Source organism: Pseudomonas sp. NPDC087336 (assembly GCF_044744285.1).
Taxonomy (GTDB): Bacteria; Pseudomonadota; Gammaproteobacteria; order Pseudomonadales; family Pseudomonadaceae; genus Aquipseudomonas.
Window position 1 is genome coordinate 1 of sequence record NZ_JBIUYA010000040.1, and the last position, 13,558, is coordinate 13,558.

Annotated in this window: 13 protein-coding genes and 1 pseudogene; 13 read left to right on the forward strand and 1 reads right to left on the reverse strand. The window is 59.1% G+C overall.

The window, feature by feature from the left end:
- Positions 1 to 28: 28 nt before the first annotated feature.
- The 5 genes and pseudogenes from ACIO0C_RS27715 to ispD form a co-directional block, all read left to right on the forward strand.
- Positions 29 to 1,432, forward strand: a pseudogene (locus ACIO0C_RS27715) (CTP synthase); the annotation flags it as partial.
- A gap of 5 nt (positions 1,433 to 1,437) precedes the next feature.
- Positions 1,438 to 2,283, forward strand: coding sequence for a 3-deoxy-8-phosphooctulonate synthase (gene kdsA, locus ACIO0C_RS27720; protein ID WP_008057333.1), 846 nt, complete (start codon positions 1,438 to 1,440; stop codon positions 2,281 to 2,283).
- Between the two features lie 172 nt (positions 2,284 to 2,455).
- Positions 2,456 to 3,745 carry a phosphopyruvate hydratase gene (gene eno / locus ACIO0C_RS27725; RefSeq protein WP_401317090.1) on the forward strand — a complete coding sequence of 430 codons (1,290 nt, stop codon included), beginning with the start codon at positions 2,456 to 2,458 and terminating at the stop codon, positions 3,743 to 3,745.
- Positions 3,746 to 3,916: 171 nt separating this feature from the next.
- On the forward strand, positions 3,917 to 4,195 hold the full coding sequence (gene ftsB / locus ACIO0C_RS27730) for a cell division protein FtsB (protein ID WP_008057335.1): 279 nt from the start codon (positions 3,917 to 3,919) through the stop codon (positions 4,193 to 4,195).
- On the forward strand, positions 4,192 to 4,899 hold the full coding sequence (ispD, locus tag ACIO0C_RS27735; protein ID WP_401317093.1) for a 2-C-methyl-D-erythritol 4-phosphate cytidylyltransferase: 708 nt from the start codon (positions 4,192 to 4,194) through the stop codon (positions 4,897 to 4,899). Before ftsB ends, ispD begins: the two co-directional genes overlap by 4 nt.
- 157 nt (positions 4,900 to 5,056) lie before the next feature.
- Here ispD and ACIO0C_RS27740 read toward each other — a convergent pair whose 3' ends face one another.
- Entirely contained in the window at positions 5,057 to 5,953 is an 897-nt protein-coding gene (locus ACIO0C_RS27740; RefSeq protein ID WP_401317095.1) for a LysR substrate-binding domain-containing protein, read from the reverse strand.
- Positions 5,954 to 6,060: 107 nt separating this feature from the next.
- On the opposite strand from ACIO0C_RS27740, the gene ACIO0C_RS27745 reads away from it, so the two are divergent.
- The 8 genes from ACIO0C_RS27745 (at position 6,061) to rpoS (ending at position 13,273) form a co-directional block, all read left to right on the forward strand.
- Positions 6,061 to 7,173 (forward strand): S-(hydroxymethyl)glutathione dehydrogenase/class III alcohol dehydrogenase, encoded by a 1,113-nt coding sequence (locus ACIO0C_RS27745; protein ID WP_401317098.1) that lies wholly within the window; start codon positions 6,061 to 6,063, stop codon positions 7,171 to 7,173.
- 87 nt (positions 7,174 to 7,260) lie between these two features.
- Positions 7,261 to 8,106, forward strand: coding sequence for an S-formylglutathione hydrolase (fghA, locus tag ACIO0C_RS27750; RefSeq protein ID WP_401317101.1), 846 nt, complete (start codon positions 7,261 to 7,263; stop codon positions 8,104 to 8,106).
- Between the two features lie 43 nt (positions 8,107 to 8,149).
- On the forward strand, positions 8,150 to 8,623 hold the full coding sequence (gene ispF / locus ACIO0C_RS27755) for a 2-C-methyl-D-erythritol 2,4-cyclodiphosphate synthase (protein WP_401317103.1): 474 nt from the start codon (positions 8,150 to 8,152) through the stop codon (positions 8,621 to 8,623).
- Positions 8,620 to 9,678: a tRNA pseudouridine(13) synthase TruD gene (gene truD / locus ACIO0C_RS27760; protein ID WP_008057341.1), complete on the forward strand. Its 1,059-nt coding sequence runs from the start codon at positions 8,620 to 8,622 to the stop codon at positions 9,676 to 9,678. Before ispF ends, truD begins: the two co-directional genes overlap by 4 nt.
- On the forward strand, positions 9,666 to 10,418 hold the full coding sequence (gene surE, locus ACIO0C_RS27765; RefSeq protein ID WP_401317105.1) for a 5'/3'-nucleotidase SurE: 753 nt from the start codon (positions 9,666 to 9,668) through the stop codon (positions 10,416 to 10,418). The genes truD and surE overlap by 13 nt, the downstream gene beginning before the upstream one ends.
- Before the next feature lie 38 nt (positions 10,419 to 10,456).
- Positions 10,457 to 11,092: a protein-L-isoaspartate(D-aspartate) O-methyltransferase gene (locus tag ACIO0C_RS27770; protein WP_173667175.1), complete on the forward strand. Its 636-nt coding sequence runs from the start codon at positions 10,457 to 10,459 to the stop codon at positions 11,090 to 11,092.
- Positions 11,093 to 11,303: 211 nt separating this feature from the next.
- A complete protein-coding gene (locus ACIO0C_RS27775) occupies positions 11,304 to 12,161 on the forward strand; it encodes a peptidoglycan DD-metalloendopeptidase family protein (protein ID WP_401317108.1) in 858 nt (285 codons plus the stop codon).
- A gap of 104 nt (positions 12,162 to 12,265) precedes the next feature.
- Positions 12,266 to 13,273 (forward strand): RNA polymerase sigma factor RpoS, encoded by a 1,008-nt coding sequence (rpoS, locus tag ACIO0C_RS27780; protein ID WP_008057345.1) that lies wholly within the window; start codon positions 12,266 to 12,268, stop codon positions 13,271 to 13,273.
- Positions 13,274 to 13,558 lie beyond the last annotated feature (285 nt).

A 13,558-nucleotide genomic window follows, 5' to 3' on the forward strand; every position in this document is an offset into this window, starting at 1 on the left:
GAGCGTCCTGGACCTGGGCCTATAGGTTAGGTTGATCCGGAGGACCATGAGCCAGATCAACATCTTCACCACCGGCCGTGTCTACGAGCACGTGCTGCGCAAAGAGCGCCGTGGTGACTACCTGGGTGCAACCATCCAGGTGATCCCGCACATCACCGACGAAATCAAGCGCCGCATCATCAAGGGCGCTGGCGATGCCGACGTGGCGATGGTCGAGATCGGTGGCACCGTGGGTGACATCGAATCCCAACCGTTCCTGGAGGCTATCCGCCAGCTGCGTTTCGAAGTCGGCGCCAAGCGCGCGATGCTGATGCACCTGACGCTGGTGCCGTACATCGCCACTGCAGGCGAAACCAAGACCAAGCCAACCCAGCACTCGGTGAAGGAACTGCGTTCCATCGGCCTGCAACCAGACGTGCTGGTGTGCCGCTCCGATCACCCGATCGATGTGTCGTCGCGTCGCAAGATCGCGCAGTTCACCAACGTTGAAGAACGTGCGGTGATCGCACTGGAAGACGCCGACACCATCTACAAGATCCCGGGCATCCTGCACTCCCAGGGTCTGGACGACTTCGTCGTCGAGCGTTTCGGCCTGCAATGCGGCGGTGCCGACCTGTCCGAATGGGAAGCCGTGGTCGACGCCAAGCTCAACCCTGAGCATGAAGTCACCATCGCCATGGTTGGCAAGTACATGGAACTGCTGGACGCGTACAAGTCGCTGATCGAAGCGATGAGCCACGCCGGTATCAGCAACCGCACCAAGGTCAACCTGCGCTACATTGATTCCGAAGACATCGAGAACCAGGGCACTGCGCTGCTCGAAGGCGTCGACGCGATCCTGGTACCTGGCGGCTTCGGCCTGCGTGGCGTGGAAGGCAAGATCACTGCCGTCCAGTACGCTCGCGAAAACAAGGTGCCTTACCTGGGCATCTGCCTGGGCATGCAGGTGGCCGTGATCGAGTTCGCTCGTAACGTGCTGGGCTGGAAAGACGCCAACTCCACCGAGTTCGATCGTGCCAGCGGTCACCCGGTCGTGGGCCTGATCACCGAGTGGGAAGACGCCACCGGTGCTGTCGAAACCCGTACCGAATCGTCCGACCTGGGTGGCACCATGCGCCTGGGCGCACAGGATTGCCTGCTGGAGCCGGGCTCCCTGGTTCACGGCTGCTACGGCAAGGACGTGATCGTCGAGCGTCACCGTCACCGCTATGAAGTGAACAACAACCTGCTGCCACAGATCATGGAAGCCGGCCTGAAAATCTCCGGTCGTTCCGGTGATGGCGCGTTGGTCGAAGTGGTGGAAGCACCGGATCACCCATGGTTCGTCGCTTGCCAGTTCCACCCGGAGTTCACTTCGACACCACGCGACGGTCACCCGTTGTTCAGCGGTTTCGTTAAAGCTGCTTTGGCTCAACACCAGAAGAAGGCGTAAACCTGATGGCGCAGAAGATCATCCGCGTAGGCGATATCGAAATTGCCAACGACAAGCCTATGGTGCTGTTCGGTGGCATGAACGTGCTGGAAAGCCGCGACATGGCGATGCAGGTCTGCGAAGAGTATGTGAAGGTTACCCAGAAACTGGGTATCCCTTACGTGTTCAAGGCCAGCTTCGACAAGGCCAACCGCTCCTCCGTGACCTCTTACCGTGGCCCAGGCCTGGAAGAAGGCATGCGGATTTTCCAGGACATCAAGCAAGCTTTCGGCGTGCCGATCATCACCGACGTCCATGAGCCGGAGCAGGCCGCGGTCGTCGCTGAAGTCTGCGACATCATCCAGTTGCCGGCCTTCCTGTCGCGCCAGACGGATCTGGTTGTCGCGATGGCCAAGACCGGCGCGGTGATCAACATCAAAAAGGCCCAGTTCCTCGCGCCTCAGGAAATGAAACACATCCTGAACAAGTGCGTGGAAGCGGGTAACGATCAGTTGATCCTCTGCGAGCGTGGTTCGAGCTTCGGTTACAACAACCTGGTCGTCGACATGCTCGGCTTCGGCATCATGAAGCAGTTTGAATACCCGGTGTTCTTCGACGTGACCCACGCGCTGCAAATGCCGGGCGGTCGTGCTGATTCCGCTGGTGGTCGTCGCGCCCAGGTCCTGGATCTGGCGAAAGCCGGCATGAGCCAGTCTCTGGCCGGCCTGTTCCTCGAGGCCCACCCGGATCCGGACAACGCCAAATGCGACGGCCCTTGCGCCTTGCGCCTGGACAAACTGGAGCCATTCCTGGCCCAGCTCAAAGCCCTGGACGAACTGGTGAAGAGTTTTCCGACGGTAGAAACCGCGTAATCCTCAATTCTCCCTGTAGGAGCTGGCTTGCCAGCGAAGGGGCCCTCAAGTCTTTCCGAGATTTGGAGAAAGCCTTCGCTGGCAAGCCATCTCCTACAAAAAGTAATATGACCCACAAGTTATAAATCGAGCGGTACAAAGCGTTTTCGTCAACTTTGGAGTGTTTACAACAATGGCTAAAATCGTCGACATCAAAGGTCGTGAAGTTCTCGACTCCCGTGGCAATCCCACCGTGGAAGCGGATGTGCTTCTCGATAACGGCATCATCGGCAGCGCTTGCGCGCCGTCCGGTGCTTCCACTGGCTCGCGTGAAGCGCTCGAGCTGCGTGATGGCGACAAGAGCCGTTACCTGGGCAAGGGCGTACTCAAGGCCGTGGCCAACATCAACGGTCCGATCAAGGACTTGTTGAAAGGCATGGACCCAAGCGACCAGAAAGCCCTCGACCTGGCGATGATCAAGCTTGACGGTACTGAAAACAAAGGTTCCCTGGGCGCCAACGCGATCCTCGCCGTTTCCCTGGCCGCGGCCAAGGCAGCAGCGCGGGACCAGGACCTGCCGCTGTACGCGCACATCGCCAACCTGAACGGCACCCCGGGTGTGTACTCGATGCCGGTTCCGATGATGAACATCATCAACGGTGGCGAGCACGCCGATAACAACGTCGACATCCAGGAATTCATGGTGCAGCCGGTTGGCGCCAAGTCTTTCTCGGAAGGCCTGCGCATGGGCACCGAGATTTTCCACCACCTCAAGGCTGTTCTGAAGGCCCGTGGCCTGAGCACTGCCGTAGGTGACGAAGGTGGTTTCGCACCTAACCTGGCTTCCAACGAAGACGCTTTGAAAGTGATCTCCGAAGCTGTGGCCAACGCCGGTTACACCCTGGGCACCGACGTGACTCTGGCCCTGGACTGCGCAGCCAGCGAATTCTACGAAGACGGCAAGTACAACCTGTCCGGCGAAGGCCAGGTGTTCACCGCTGAAGGTTTCGCTGATTACCTCAAAGGCCTGACCGAGCGTTACCCGATCATCTCCATCGAAGATGGCCTGGACGAGTCCGACTGGGCTGGCTGGAAAATCCTCACCGACAAGATCGGCGAGAAGACTCAGCTGGTAGGTGACGACCTGTTCGTGACCAACACCAAGATTCTGAAAGAAGGCATCGACAAGAAGATCGCCAACTCGATCCTGATCAAGTTCAACCAGATCGGCACCCTGACCGAAACCCTGGAAGCCATCCAGATGGCCAAGGCCGCCGGTTACACCGCCGTGATCTCGCACCGCTCGGGCGAAACCGAAGATTCGACCATTGCCGACCTGGCCGTGGGCACTTCGGCTGGCCAGATCAAGACCGGCTCCCTGTGCCGTTCCGACCGCGTTTCCAAGTACAACCAACTGCTGCGTATCGAAGAGCAGTTGAACGGTAAAGCCAAGTACAACGGCCGCAGCGAATTCCGCGGTTGATCGTTAGCTGGTAAAAAAGACACCGGATTGTGTCGGAAAAATCGCAACAGCGACGTTTTTGCCACTAATCTGATGCCTTGAAAGCACAAGCCTGGTTTTTCCAGGCTTCGTGCTATCAGTAGCTTCATGTTTTGGTATGGCTGTCTTTTTCCACTGGATACCTGATATTCGATGCGCAGTCCCAATTGGTTGTTTCTCGTCTTGCTCCTGTTGCTGGCTGGCCTGCAATACCGCCTGTGGGTGGGTAATGGCAGCCTGGCGCAAGTGGCTGAGCTGACCCAGCAGATTGCGGATCAACAAGCCGAGAACCAAACATTGTTGGAACGCAATCGGGTGATGGACGCGGAAGTCAGCGAGTTGAAAAAAGGCATGGAGACCGTTGAAGAGCGGGCTCGCCATGAGTTGGGCATGGTCAAGGACGGTGAAACCCTTTACCAGTTGGCCCAATGAACCTTGAACTACCGGCCTTCTGGGCCGTGATTCCTGCCGCGGGCGTCGGTGCCCGTATGGCCGCGGACCGTCCCAAGCAATACTTGCAACTGGGCGGGCGCACTATTCTCGAACACAGCCTTGGCTGTTTCCTTGATCATCCAGGCCTCAAGGGCCTGGTGGTCAGTCTTGCCGTTGATGATCCTTATTGGCCGAACCTGACGCTTGCCGCCGACCCGCGTATTGCACGGGTCGAGGGGGGCGCCGAGCGTTCCGGGTCGGTGCTCAACGCGTTGCTGCATTTGCATGCACAAGGTGCCGATGATGAGGATTGGGTGCTGGTTCACGATGCCGCACGGCCAAACCTGAGCCGTAACGATCTGGACAAGCTGCTGGCTGAACTGGCTGACGATCCTGTGGGTGGACTGCTGGCGGTTCCGGCGCGGGATACACTCAAGCGGGTCGACAAGCACGGTCGTGTGATCGAAACCGTGGACCGCAGTGTGATCTGGCAGGCCTATACGCCGCAGATGTTTCGCCTTGGGGCGTTGCATCGGGCATTGGCGGACAGTCTGGTGGCCGATGCCGTTATCACTGACGAAGCGTCGGCGATGGAGTGGGCGGGTTCGGCACCGCGACTGATCGAAGGGCGGTCCGATAACCTCAAGGTTACGCGTCCTGAAGACCTTGAATGGTTGAGACAGCGTTGGGCCAATCGTCACTGATTGACATTGGTTTTGTGCTGCCCCCAATCGCGAGCAAGCTCGCTCCCACAGGGTTTTCTGGCGTTTACAAGATTTGTGTTCGACCCCGCCCACTGTGGGAGCGAGCTTGCTCGCGGTTGCGGTAGCCCAGGCAATCGACATCTTGCTGACACGCCAGCTAGCTTCGGTATTCCGGCCTTTCAGCCAATCCCTCTTTTAAAAAATCCACCAACTTGCGCACCTTCGGCGACAAATGCCGTTGCTGCGGATACAACGCCCACACCGCCGTATTTGGTGGTTGATGCGCTTCCAGCAACGAAATCAACGCGCCGCTTTTCAGATGCTCCAGCACGTAATAGTCCGGCAGCTGACACAACCCCACGCCCTGTAGCGCCGCATCCAGCACCGCTTGCCCACTGTTGCAGCGCCAGTTTCCCTGGACTCGTTGGGAAAATTCCCGCCCGTTCTGTTCCAGTTGCCAGAGGTCCGAACTGCCAATAAGACAATTGTGCCGGCTCAATTCCGACAAGCTGTGTGGCCGACCATAGCGTTCCAGGTAGGAAGGCGACGCGCAGAGGAACATGCGCCGTGGCGCGAGGCGGGTGGCGACCAGTCTTGAGTCCTGCAAGCGCCCCAGGCGGATCGCCAGGTCCAGGCCTTCATGCACGAGGTCAAGCTGGCGATTGCTCAGTTCGATGTCGATCCGCAGTTGCGGATAGAACCCCATGAAGCGAGTCACCAGCGGCACGATGAAGCGTTCGCCGTAGGCCACGGCACAGGTCATGCGCAGCATGCCCTTGGGTTCACTGGTCAGATCGCCGACCGCCCGCAGCGCCTCTTCGCGGCCATCCTGCAAACGCTGACAATGTTGCAGAAAGGTTTGCCCGGCCTCGGTCAGCGTGACCCGCCGGGTACTGCGATAGAGCAGGCGGGTTTGCAGGCGCTCTTCGAGGCGTACGATTTGCCGACTGACGTGCGAGGAAGAAACCCCCAGGCGTTCGGCCGCCGCAGTGAACTGGCTGCATTCGGCGACGGCCACGAATTCGTCGATCCCTTCCCAGCGGTTTTCCGACATGGAGGATTATCCCTGTGTAGCAATAATGTTTTGCTTTTGTCCTGATTATTCACCGTAAGGCGCTGTATTACACTCTCAGTCTCGTTTTTATTCACTGGAGAATCACCATGATCAAGTCACGCGCCGCCGTTGCCTTCGAGGCCAAGAAACCTTTGGAGATCGTTGAAGTCGATGTCGCCATGCCCAAGGCCGGTGAAGTGTTGCTGCGCGTGGTGGCTTCCGGTGTCTGCCATACCGATGCCTACACCCTCTCGGGCGCTGACCCGGAAGGCATTTTCCCGTCGATCCTTGGTCACGAAGGCGGAGCGATCGTCGAAGCGATCGGTGAAGGCGTGACCTCGGTGGCGGTGGGCGATCATGTGATCCCGCTGTACACCCCGGAATGCCGCCAATGCAAATTCTGCCTGTCGGGCAAGACCAACCTCTGCCAGGCGATTCGTGCGACCCAGGGCAAAGGCCTGATGCCGGATGGCACATCGCGCTTTTCCTACAAGGGCCAGCCGATTTTCCACTACATGGGTACTTCGACATTCTCCGAGTACACCGTGCTGCCGGAAATTTCCGTGGCCAAGATCGCCAAGGAAGCACCGCTGGAAAAAGTCTGCCTGCTGGGTTGTGGTGTCACCACCGGCATCGGTGCCGTGTTGAACACCGCCAAGGTGAAACCCGGTGATACCGTGGCCATTTTCGGTCTCGGTGGCATCGGTCTGTCGGCGATCATCGGTGCGGTAAAAGCCAAGGCCGGACGGATCATTGCCATCGACATCAACCCGGCCAAATTCGAGATCGCCAAACAGCTGGGTGCAACCGACTGTGTAAACCCGAAAGACTTCGATCGTCCGATCCAGGAAGTCATCGTCGACATGACTGACGGCGGCGTCGACTTTTCCTTCGAGTGCATCGGTAACGTGCAATTGATGCGTGCCGCCCTTGAGTGCTGCCACAAAGGCTGGGGCGAGTCGGTGATCATCGGTGTCGCCGCTGCCGGTCAGGAAATCTCTACCCGTCCGTTCCAGCTGGTCACCGGTCGCGTCTGGCGCGGTTCGGCGTTCGGCGGTGTGCGTGGCCGTACCGAATTGCCAAGCTACGTGGAAATGGCCGAGACCGGTGAGATCCCGCTGGATACCTTCATCACCCACACCATGGGCCTGGAAGATATCAACAAGGCGTTCGACCTGATGCATGAAGGAAAAAGCATCCGCTCCGTCATTCATTTCTGAGAAGCAGCTACAAGCCACAAGCTTCAAGCGGCAAGCAGATCATATCGGCTGGACGTTTGAGGTTTTGGCTTTAGTGAGGAGTTTGCTATGAGTTTGGAAAACATCTCCTGCCAGAAAAGTTTTGGCGGCTGGCACAAGCGTTATCGCCATCGCTCGGAAACGCTCGGCTGCGACATGGTGTTTGCCGTGTACCTTCCGCCGCAAGCGGAGCAGGGCGGCAAGTTGCCGGTGCTGTACTGGTTGTCCGGCCTGACCTGCACCGACGAGAACTTCATGCAGAAAGCCGGCGCCATGCGCATGGCCGCCGAATTGGGCCTGATCATCGTCGCGCCGGACACCAGCCCACGAGGTCCCGATGTGCCGGGTGATCCGGACGGTGCCTGGGACTTCGGCCTCGGCGCCGGGTTCTACTTGAACGCCACCCAGGAACCCTGGTCGCGCCACTATCGGATGCATGACTATGTCGTGCAGGAATTGCCGGCATTGGTCGAGGCGCATTTCCCGGCGTCGGACAAGCGCGGCATCAGCGGTCACTCCATGGGGGGGCACGGTGCGCTGGTCTGTGCGTTGCGCAATCCGGGGCGTTATCTGTCGGTATCGGCGTTCTCGCCGATCAACAACCCGATGGATTGCCCGTGGGGGCAGAAAGCCTTTTCCCGCTATCTGGGAGAAGACCGTTCGAAATGGCGTGAATGGGACGCCTGCGCGTTGATTGCCGAGGCCGATGAAAAGTTGCCGCTGTTGGTCGACCAGGGCGATCGCGACGATTTCCTTACCAACCAGCTCAAGCCCGAAGCCTTGCAACAGGCGGCCAAACTGGCCGGTCACCCGCTGACGTTGCGCCTGCAACCGGGCTATGACCACAGCTATTTCTTCATCGCCAGTTTCATCGATGAGCACTTGCGGCATCACGCGCATGCTCTAGGTGCCTAATGCAGGTAGAATCACGCCCTGACAAAATTCGGGGCGTTTTTTTATGCGTATTGGCCACGGCTATGATGTGCACCGTTTCGCTGAAGGCGATTTCATCACTCTGGGCGGCGTGCGCATTGCACACGGCTTCGGGCTGCTCGCTCACTCCGACGGTGACGTCCTGCTGCACGCCTTGAGCGATGCCTTGCTCGGCGCTGCTGCGCTGGGTGACATCGGCAAGCATTTCCCGGACACCGACCCGCAATTCAAGGGCGTCGACAGCCGAGTGCTGTTGCGTCATGTCGTCGCGTTGATCCACGCCAAAGGCTGGAAAGTCGCTAACGTCGACAACACCATCGTTGCCCAGGCGCCGAAAATGGCCCCGCATATCGAATCGATGCGCGCGCTGATTGCCGCGGATCTTCAAGTTGAGTTGGATCAAGTGAACGTGAAAGCTACCACCACCGAAAAGCTTGGCTTTGTCGGTCGCGAAGAGGGCATTGCCGTGCATTCCGTTGCCTTGTTGCTGCGCGCATGAACGAACTGCAATTGCTCGGCCCGCGGGCCTATGGTGAACCGCTCGGCAGCGCCGTACTGAAAGCCATCGCCGAAGATTTCCAGGTCGACGAAGTCCTCGATATCCCCTTGAGCGGTGACGGTGAACACCTGTGGATCTGGGTGGAAAAACGCGGCCTGAATACTGAAGAGGCAGCACGTCGAATCGCCAAGGCGGCGGGGGTGCCATTGCGTACTGTCAGCTACGCCGGGCTCAAGGACCGCCAGGCGCTGACGCGCCAGTGGTTCAGCGTACAACTGCCGGGCAAGGCCGATCCGGATCTGTCCGCGGCCGAAAACGACACGCTGAAAATCCTCAAGACCAGCCGGCATAAACGCAAGCTGCAACGCGGTGCCCACTCGGCCAACGGCTTCACATTGCGCCTGACGCAGTTCGCAGGCGACAAGGCCGCCATTGAAGAGCGCCTGCAGCTGATCGCCAGGCAAGGCATTCCCAATTATTTCGGTGCCCAGCGCTTTGGGCATGACGGCGGCAACGTGGTCGACGCCCGCGCCTGGGCCGCGCGCAAGGCCTTGCCCGAGCAGCGCAACGTGCGTTCGCGCCTGCTGTCGACCGCTCGCAGTTTCCTGTTCAACCAGGTGTTGGCCGCGCGTGTCGCCGACGGTACCTGGCAGCGTGCTCAGGTCGGTGACCTGCTGGCGTTCACCGATAGCCGCAGCTTTTTTCCGGCAGGTGTTGCCGAGTGCAGCGACCCACGCCTGGCGATTCTCGACCTGCACCCGACCGGTCCGCAGTGGGGCGAAGGTGACTCGCCGACCACGGGCGCTGTCCATGAACTGGAGCAGGCGATCGCCGCTCGCGAAGCGGACCTTCGCGATTGGTTGATCAACGCCGGAATGAGCCACGAACGTCGCATTCTGCGGCTGCCCATTGCCGGGTTGACGTGGCATTATCCCGAACCTGACATTCTGCAACTGGAATTCGTCCTGCCGGCCGGATGCTTCGCCACCGTATTGGTGCGCGAGCTTGTTGATCTGGTGCCGGTGGGGCAGACGGACAGCCCATGCGTATTCTGATTTCTAACGACGACGGGGTAACCGCACCCGGTCTCGCCGCGCTTTATGCTGCGCTGGCGGATTACACCGAGTGCTTGGTGATTGCCCCGGACCAGGACAAAAGCGGCGCGAGCAGTTCGCTCACGCTGGACCGTCCGTTACATCCGCACACGCTGGCCAACGGCTTTATCAGCGTCAATGGCACGCCGACTGACTGCGTGCACCTGGGCCTCAACGGCTTGCTGGAGCGTGAAGCGGACATGGTGGTGTCTGGCATCAACCTGGGCGCCAACCTGGGGGACGACGTGCTCTACTCGGGTACCGTGGCGGCGGCACTCGAAGGTCGGTTCCTGGCGCGCCCTGCGTTTGCCTTTTCGCTGGTCTCGCGACAAGTCGATAACCTTGCCACGGCGGCCTACTTTGCGCGCAAACTGGTCGAGGCCCATGCGGATCTCGAACTGCCACCGCGTACAGTACTGAACGTGAATATTCCCAATTTGCCGCTGGAGCACATCCGCGGTATCCAGTTGACCCGCCTCGGGCATCGCGCCCGCGCGGCTGCACCGGTGAAAGTGGTCGATCCGCGAGGCAGGTCCGGGTACTGGATCGCGGCGGCGGGGGACGCTGAGGATGGCGGACCCGGCACCGATTTCCATGCCGTGATGCAGGGCTTTGTTTCCATCACGCCGTTGCAGCTGGATCGCACCTTCAATGATGCCTTCAGAAGCCTCGACGGCTGGCTGGAGGGGCTGCACCCATGACCCGTGGACAAGACGACATGATGCGCCGCGGCATCGGCATGACCTCGCAACGGACCCGCGAGCGCCTGATCCAGCGCCTGTACGAAGAGGGGATTTGCAACGCCAAGGTGTTGGAAGTCATTCGTCGTACACCGCGTCACCTGTTCGTCGACGAGGCGCTGGCGCATCGGGCCTACGAAGACACGGCGCTGCCCATCGGCCATAACCAGACCATCTCCCAGCCTTACATGGTAGCTCGCATGAGCGAATTGCTGCTCGAAGCCGGGCCGTTGGACAAGGTCATGGAAATCGGCACGGGGTCGGGTTACCAGACGGCGGTGCTGTCTCAGCTGGTCGAGCGGGTCTTTTCCGTGGAACGTATCAAGGTGCTGCAAGACCGGGCCAAGGAACGCCTGGTCGAGCTGAACTTGCGTAACGTGGTATTTCGCTGGGGCGATGGCTGGGAGGGCTGGCCAGCGCTGGCGCCCTACAACGGCATTATCGTCACGGCGGTGGCAACCGACGTGCCTCAGGCGCTGCTGGATCAACTGGCGCCAGGGGGGCGACTGGTGATCCCGGTCGGCTCCGGTGAGGTGCAACAACTGATGCTGATCATCCGGGAAGAACATGGCTTCTCCAGGCGTGTCCTGGGGTCGGTGCGCTTCGTCCCGTTACTCAATGGTCCACTGGCCTGAGCATTTATTTAAACGTGCTGAATTCTCTTCGATTGCCTCTGTCTTACAGCGGCGTCGATTGATTAAACGGGTTGCTTTGGCGGACAGCAAACGTGTGCGCCAAGCCATTTCGCTTCATTAAGGGTAAAGCCGGCACGGCCCGTTATACTTGCGACACTTCGTGCCGACACACGGCAAATCACATTTTCAGCCACCACAAAGGGAGCGGCGGGTGAGTCTCACAGTCATAGCGCAGCGTATAGGTACAACGAGCTTTCAGCGCCTGGTGACTGGCCTTGTCATGAGCACCTTGCTGGTCGGTTGCTCCAGTAACAAATCCAGCGATGTAGGGGTTGTCGACCGCAACAAAGCCGCCGCCCAGCGTCCGGCTGTGACCACCGGGCAGTACGTCGTTCGCCCCAAGGACACTCTGTTCTCCATCGCCTTTCGCTACGGGTGGGACTACAAGGCGCTGGCGGCGCGCAACAACATTGCGCCGCCATACACCATCCATCCGGGCCAGACGATTCGCTTCGATGGACGCAGTGGTTCAACGCCCACCACCGTGGTCAGCTCGTCCAGTTCCTCGCCTTCATCCTCGAGTAAAACCACGGTCATCCGTCGCTCTGCGGACGGTACGACCACGACCACACCGGTGGTTGTACCGTCCGTCGCCAACAAGCCGGCACCCGCTCCACTGCCTCCACCGGGCCCAGCCCCGACCGGCTGGGGGTGGCCATCTAATGGCATTTTGATTGGCAAATTCTCATCAAACGGTAGTTTGAATAAAGGAATTGATATCGCAGGGGATTTGGGACAGCCTGTTTTAGCTGCGTCTGATGGGACGGTGGTATACGCCGGGAGTGGCTTAAGGGGCTACGGCGAATTAGTCATCATCAAACACAGTGAAACCTACGTCAGTGCCTACGGACATAACCGCAGGCTGTTGGTTCGGGAGGGGCAGCAGGTCAAGGTCGGACAGACAATTGCCGAAATGGGGTCAACGGGTACAGACCGGGTGAAACTGCATTTTGAGATTCGCCGCCAAGGTAAACCAGTAGATCCGCTGCAATTCCTGCCGCGTCGTTGATCGCTTCCAGCCTGTTCCGTCACGTAGAGGGGACAGGCTCCAGCGTTGCCAAGGATAAAGGCGCCGCTTGAGCTTGAGGTCGAACTCACCAAAGGACTATAACAATGGCTCTCAGTAAAGAAGTGCCGGAGTTTGACATCGACGATGAGGTTCTCCTGATGGAGACCGACGTCGCCGCGGATTCGATGTCGAATGATGAAGGGGCGGCTCCACCTTCCGTTCGTGCCAAATCCAAACACTCCGCGACATTGAAGCAACACAAGTACATCGATTACACGCGGGCACTCGATGCCACGCAGCTGTACCTCAATGAAATCGGCTTTTCCCCTCTACTGTCCCCCGAAGAAGAAGTGCATTTTGCGCGCCTGTCGCAAAGTGGCGATCCGGCCGGGCGCAAACGCATGATTGAAAGTAACCTGCGGCTGGTGGTGAAAATCGCCCGGCGTTACGTCAATCGGGGTCTTTCGCTGCTCGATCTGATCGAAGAGGGCAACCTCGGCTTGATCCGGGCGGTGGAGAAGTTCGACCCTGAGCGCGGTTTCCGCTTCTCGACCTACGCAACCTGGTGGATTCGTCAGACCATCGAGCGCGCGATCATGAATCAGACCCGGACCATCCGGTTGCCGATCCATGTGGTCAAGGAGCTCAATGTGTACCTGCGGGCCGCACGGGAGCTGACGCAAAAACTCGATCATGAACCCTCACCCGAAGAGATCGCCAACCTGCTGGAAAAACCGGTAGCGGAGGTCAAGCGCATGCTGGGCCTGAACGAGCGGGTTTCTTCGGTCGACGTCTCGCTGGGTCCGGATTCGGATAAAACCCTGCTGGACACCCTTACCGACGATCGCCCAACCGATCCATGCGAACTGCTGCAGGATGACGACCTGTCTCAAAGCATCGACCAGTGGCTCTCGGAATTGACCGACAAGCAGCGCGAGGTGGTTGTACGCCGCTTCGGCCTGCGCGGTCATGAGAGCAGTACCCTTGAAGATGTGGGCCTGGAAATTGGCCTGACCCGGGAACGGGTCAGACAGATTCAGGTAGAAGGTCTGAAGCGTCTGCGGGAGATCCTGGAGAAAAACGGGCTGTCGAGCGAGTCGCTGTTTCAATAAGCCATTCGTTAAGCGGATAGCAAGAAGCCCCGACTGGTTCGGGGCTTTTTGTTATCCGCCTACCCTGGTGTTATCCCCGGGACGCCTGCGCTGCTTTGTAGCGTCAGGATGTAAGTCTTCGCTTACTCTTTTCGTAAGTGTTCACTATTTTTACAGGTTGGCAGTCAACCATGTTCTTCGCAGGTCAGTTTTATCCCGTTGAAAAACAAGCCGATTTTTTAACATGAACGGGATGTGACAAGTCATGCGGGCATGGACAGGCGATTGCTCTTGGCGCTAAAAACT

Coding starts and splice junctions, on each gene's coding strand:
- kdsA (WP_008057333.1), top strand. CDS start 1,438: ATGGCGCAGAAGATCATCCGCGTAGGCGATATCGAAATTGCCAACGAC.
- eno (WP_401317090.1), top strand. CDS start 2,456: ATGGCTAAAATCGTCGACATCAAAGGTCGTGAAGTTCTCGACTCCCGT.
- ftsB (WP_008057335.1), top strand. CDS start 3,917: ATGCGCAGTCCCAATTGGTTGTTTCTCGTCTTGCTCCTGTTGCTGGCT.
- ispD (WP_401317093.1), top strand. CDS start 4,192: ATGAACCTTGAACTACCGGCCTTCTGGGCCGTGATTCCTGCCGCGGGC.
- ACIO0C_RS27740 (WP_401317095.1), bottom strand. CDS start 5,953: ATGTCGGAAAACCGCTGGGAAGGGATCGACGAATTCGTGGCCGTCGCC.
- ACIO0C_RS27745 (WP_401317098.1), top strand. CDS start 6,061: ATGATCAAGTCACGCGCCGCCGTTGCCTTCGAGGCCAAGAAACCTTTG.
- fghA (WP_401317101.1), top strand. CDS start 7,261: ATGAGTTTGGAAAACATCTCCTGCCAGAAAAGTTTTGGCGGCTGGCAC.
- ispF (WP_401317103.1), top strand. CDS start 8,150: ATGCGTATTGGCCACGGCTATGATGTGCACCGTTTCGCTGAAGGCGAT.
- truD (WP_008057341.1), top strand. CDS start 8,620: ATGAACGAACTGCAATTGCTCGGCCCGCGGGCCTATGGTGAACCGCTC.
- surE (WP_401317105.1), top strand. CDS start 9,666: ATGCGTATTCTGATTTCTAACGACGACGGGGTAACCGCACCCGGTCTC.
- ACIO0C_RS27770 (WP_173667175.1), top strand. CDS start 10,457: ATGACCTCGCAACGGACCCGCGAGCGCCTGATCCAGCGCCTGTACGAA.
- rpoS (WP_008057345.1), top strand. CDS start 12,266: ATGGCTCTCAGTAAAGAAGTGCCGGAGTTTGACATCGACGATGAGGTT.